The following is a 4,037-nucleotide window of genomic DNA, read 5'->3' on the forward strand; positions in this document are numbered from 1 at the left end:
CGCCGATCAGCACGAAGGCGAACTCGCCGCCGGGGCCGATCAGCAGCGCCGTCTCCAGGGCGACCGCGCGGGAGATCCCCATGATGCGGGCCCCCGCCAGCACCACGGCGCCCTTGATCAGGAGCAGCGCCAGCGACAGGCCGAGGATCGCGCCCGGCGCGGCGACGAGCTGGGCCGGATCGAGGTTCATGCCGACCGAGACGAAGAACACGCCGAGCAACAGGCCCTTGAACGGGTCGATCGTCGCCTCGATCGCCCGGCGATACTCCGTCTCGGCGAGAAGCAGCCCGGCGACGAAGGCGCCGAGCGTCATCGACAGGCCGCTGCCCGCCGCGACCAGCGCCGTCGCCACGATGACGAGGAGGCAGGCGGCCATGAACAGTTCGGGCGAGCGGGTGCGCGCCACGAGCTGGAACAGCGGGCGCAGCGCCAAGCGGCCGGCCACCACGATCACCACCAGGGCGATCGCCGCCTGACCGAGCGCCAGGGCGAGCGCGCCGCCGAGATCGCCGCCGTCCTTCCGGCCGAGCACGGCGATGGCGAACAGGATCGGGGCCACCGCCAGATCCTGAAACAGCAGGATCGCGAAGCTCGTGCGCCCGGCCGGGGTGCCGAGCCGCTTCTGCTCGGCGAGCACCGGCAGCACCACCGCGGTGGAGGAGAGGGCGAGTGCCAGCCCCACCAGCACCGCCCCGGCCACCGGCTGGGCGAGCGCGACGAGGATCGCGGCGATCACGGCGGCGGAGGCCGCCACCTGGATCGCGCCGAGGCCGAAGACGAGCCGGCGCAGCACCCGCAGGCGTTCCCAGGACAGCTCGATCCCGATCATGAACATCAGGAAGATGACGCCGAATTCGGCGAGATGCGCGATTTCCGACCGGTTGCCGATGGTGAAGGGGGCAAGCCACGGATGCGCGTCGGCGAAGCGCCCGAGGCCGAACGGCCCGAGCAGCGCGCCCGCGCCGATGAAGCCGAGCACCGGGCTGATCCGCAGCCGGTGGAACAGCGGCACGACGATGCCGGCCGTGACGAGGAAGAGGATCGCCTCCCGGTAGCCGCCCGCAAATGCACCCGTCTGCGCGCCCGCTTGCGCGGCGATCTGGGTTCCGGCCTGCACGGGGTCGGTCATCGGGGCTGTACGCTGACACCTGAAAAGGAGGAGGGCGGTCCGGCGCCCTGCAGCGTCGATGCCGCGGGAGGGTCCGGCCGCATCATGGTCGGCGAGCCGGTGGCGGAGCAACCGTTTTCCGTGCCCCGCCGGCGGTTTTCGCGTCCCGGCCTCGGCCCGGGCGAACACGCTCCCCCGCCATCCACCGCTCATCGCCGTGGCCGGCACAACTTCGGCACAATACGCGCTTACGCTCGGGTAACGCGATGTTAGGAGGTGGCGGGTCCGCCGCCTCCGGAGGCCCGCAGCAGTCCAAGAAGCGCATGAATTTCCTCCGCAGACAGCCTCCGAACCGGGACGTGCAGCGCGAGCGGCGCGACTGGGTGCTCGACCAGCAGCGCTGGAAGCACGAGCGCGACATCGAGCGCGGCTACCGCATCAAGTGGGGCTACGTCGCCATCGCCTACCTCGTCGAGTTCATGGTGATCGGCGCCTCGCTCGCCGGCGCGTGGCTGTTCGCGGGCTATTACAGCGACGGCGACGACCGGGCGTTCTACTTCATGCTGCTCGCGCCGCTGGTCTACGCCGCGGTGGAGCTGTGCCGCGTGCCGCTCGGCATCCTGGCGCGCACGCAGCGCTCGTGGTTCGTGAAGGGCCTGGCGATCATCGGCATCGTCTTCGCCGCGGGCGTGACCACCAAGTCGGTGTCGCAGCTCGGCGAGATGATGTTCCATCCGCGCCTGATGGATGCGGCCAAGGCCAAGACCGCGCTCAAGGACGCGCAGGCCGACCGCGACAGCATCGACACGCGCATCGCGGCCGCCAATGCCCGCGTCGAGCAGTACACGACCGAGTTGGAGCAGATCGAGCGGCGCTCGGCCGAGAATTCCTCGCAGCTCGCCGGCCTTCCGGCGCAGCGGTGCGAGCGCGTCTACGGCACCAACAGCCGGGGCGTGCGCTACTCCAACCTGAAATGCGTCACCGACCCGCGCACGGCGACCCTCAACGCCGCGGTGTCGAAGGCGGGCGCCGACCGCAGCGCCATCGTCAAGGAGCTGGAGGAGGCGCGCAAGGCGCGGGGCCTCCTCGACCGGGGCGCCGCCGACCGCAAGGTCGCCGATGCCGAGCAGGCCTACCGCAATTCGGTCAACCGCTCGCAGCTCCACTCCTTCACCGCCATGGTCTACGGCGTCGATCCGATCGACGTGAGCGACGCGCAGGTCCACGCCTTCCTGCGCATCTTCGTGTTCGTGCCCGCGCTCTGCGCCGCCTTCGCCTCGACGATCCTGGCGCTCTCGGCGGTCTCGGTGCGCAAGACCTTCATGGACGAGGACGACCTCGGCGCCGCCGTGAACCCGGAGGCCACGCCCTACCTGCTCGCCTCCATCGCCGAGGGCGTGCGCCAGGAGATGGCGCTGGCCCAGCCGCGACCGGTGACGCGCGACGCCTCGGTGATCCCGCTGGAGCGGCGCACGGCCCCGGTGGTGCCCCCGCCTCCGCCGCCCGCCAACACCTCCGGCAACGCCCCGACCGGCGTGACCGCGTAAGTTCATAAGTCGAGCGCCCGGCCATGAGCATCCACACCGAGGGCACGCACGAGAACATCGTGCTCGCGCAACACGTCAACGGCCGCCTGCGGGCGGAGGCGCGGATGCACTTCGCCCGCGCCTTCCTGCTGCGGTCGATCGGGGCCGGCGCCTTCTCGGCGCTCGCCGGGATCGGCATCGGCGCCGCCTGCTACGGCTACGCCTACATGAACCAGTTCGACTCGGCGGCGGAAAAGATCGCCAGCGCGATGCAGACGGCCCTCGCCGACGTGACCCTCAAGACCAAGGGCGAGGTCACGCTGACCGACAACACCCTGAAGATCGAGGCTCTGCCGGCCCAGAAGGCCAACGCCGTCCCGACGCCGACCAAGGCGCAGCTCGGCACCGACGCGGCCCCGGCCTCGCAGGCCCCGGTGAACACGACCTTCACGGTGTTCAAGCAGGTGCCCTATCTCGACGGGCAGATCGTCACCGGCTGGAACTTCAAGGCCAACGAGGAGCGGCCGTTCCAGCAATATTGCTACTTCTCCCGCCGCTCGAACGAGTCGAAGGGCCAGGTCGAGATCAAGATCGACCTCGCGATGGACGGCAAGACCCTGCCGCAGCCGCAGAAGTCGGACGTGAACCTGGGAATCCTGGCCACCAACTGCGTGTGGCATGACGGGAAGACGCTGTAAGCGGAGAGCACCGAAGCTGCCTCTCCGACCTGTTGCCGAGACACTTCGCGTCGGGTTAGTCCGGCCCAAACCCCTCCCCGACGCGAGGCCCCATGCGCTTCACCGGAACCGAGTCCTACGTCGCGCCGCCCGATCTCACCACGGCGGTCAACGCCGCGATCGTGCTGGAGCGCCCGCTTCTGGTGAAGGGCGAGCCCGGCACCGGCAAGACGGTGCTGGCCGAGGAGATCGCCCGGGGCTTGAACGCGCCGCTGCTGACCTGGAACATCAAATCGACCACGAAGGCGCAGCAGGGCCTCTACGAGTACGACGCGGTCTCGCGGCTGCGCGACTCGCAGCTCGGCGACCCGCGGGTCTCGGACATTTCGAACTACATCCGCCGCGGCAAGCTGTGGGAGGCGTTCACCGCCCCGGCCCGGCCGGTGCTGCTCATCGACGAGATCGACAAGGCCGACATCGAGTTCCCCAACGACCTGCTGACCGAACTCGACCGGATGGAGTTCCACGTCTACGAGACCGGCGAGACGATCCGCGCGGAAAACCGCCCGATCGTCATCATCACCTCGAACAACGAGAAGGAGCTGCCGGACGCCTTCCTGCGCCGCTGCTTCTTCCACTACATCCGGTTCCCCGACGCCGAGACGCTGAAGGCCATCGTCGAGGTGCATTATCCGGGCATCAAGCACCGCCTCGTCGAGGAGGCGC

General features: G+C 69.7%; 4 protein-coding genes. 3 read left to right on the forward strand and 1 reads right to left on the reverse strand.

What is annotated here, in order from left to right; translation table 11 throughout:
• Positions 1–1,129 (reverse strand): cation:proton antiporter domain-containing protein (locus MFF42_RS01385; RefSeq protein ID WP_238253858.1); only part of this gene is annotated, 1,129 nt, incomplete at its 3' end.
• Positions 1,130–1,431: 302 nt separating this feature from the next.
• On the opposite strand from MFF42_RS01385, the gene MFF42_RS01390 reads away from it, so the two are divergent.
• The 3 genes from MFF42_RS01390 to MFF42_RS01400 all read left to right on the forward strand — a co-directional run.
• Positions 1,432–2,655, forward strand: coding sequence for an ATPase (locus MFF42_RS01390; protein ID WP_238253860.1), 1,224 nt, complete (start codon positions 1,432–1,434; stop codon positions 2,653–2,655).
• A 23-nt stretch (positions 2,656–2,678) separates the two neighbouring features.
• Positions 2,679–3,332, forward strand: coding sequence for a glycoside hydrolase family 25 domain-containing protein (locus MFF42_RS01395; RefSeq protein ID WP_238253862.1), 654 nt, complete (start codon positions 2,679–2,681; stop codon positions 3,330–3,332).
• 92 nt (positions 3,333–3,424) lie between these two features.
• A partial coding sequence (locus tag MFF42_RS01400) for an AAA family ATPase (protein ID WP_238253864.1) occupies positions 3,425–4,037 on the forward strand: 613 nt, incomplete at its 3' end.

It is taken from the genome of Methylorubrum podarium, assembly GCF_022179745.1.
GTDB classification, from domain to species: domain Bacteria; phylum Pseudomonadota; class Alphaproteobacteria; order Rhizobiales; family Beijerinckiaceae; genus Methylobacterium; species Methylobacterium podarium.

Excerpts from the sequence above, each read along its gene's own strand:
- MFF42_RS01390 (WP_238253860.1), top strand. The coding sequence starts at position 1,432 with ATGAATTTCCTCCGCAGACAGCCTCCGAACCGGGACGTGCAGCGCGAG.
- MFF42_RS01395 (WP_238253862.1), top strand. The coding sequence starts at position 2,679 with ATGAGCATCCACACCGAGGGCACGCACGAGAACATCGTGCTCGCGCAA.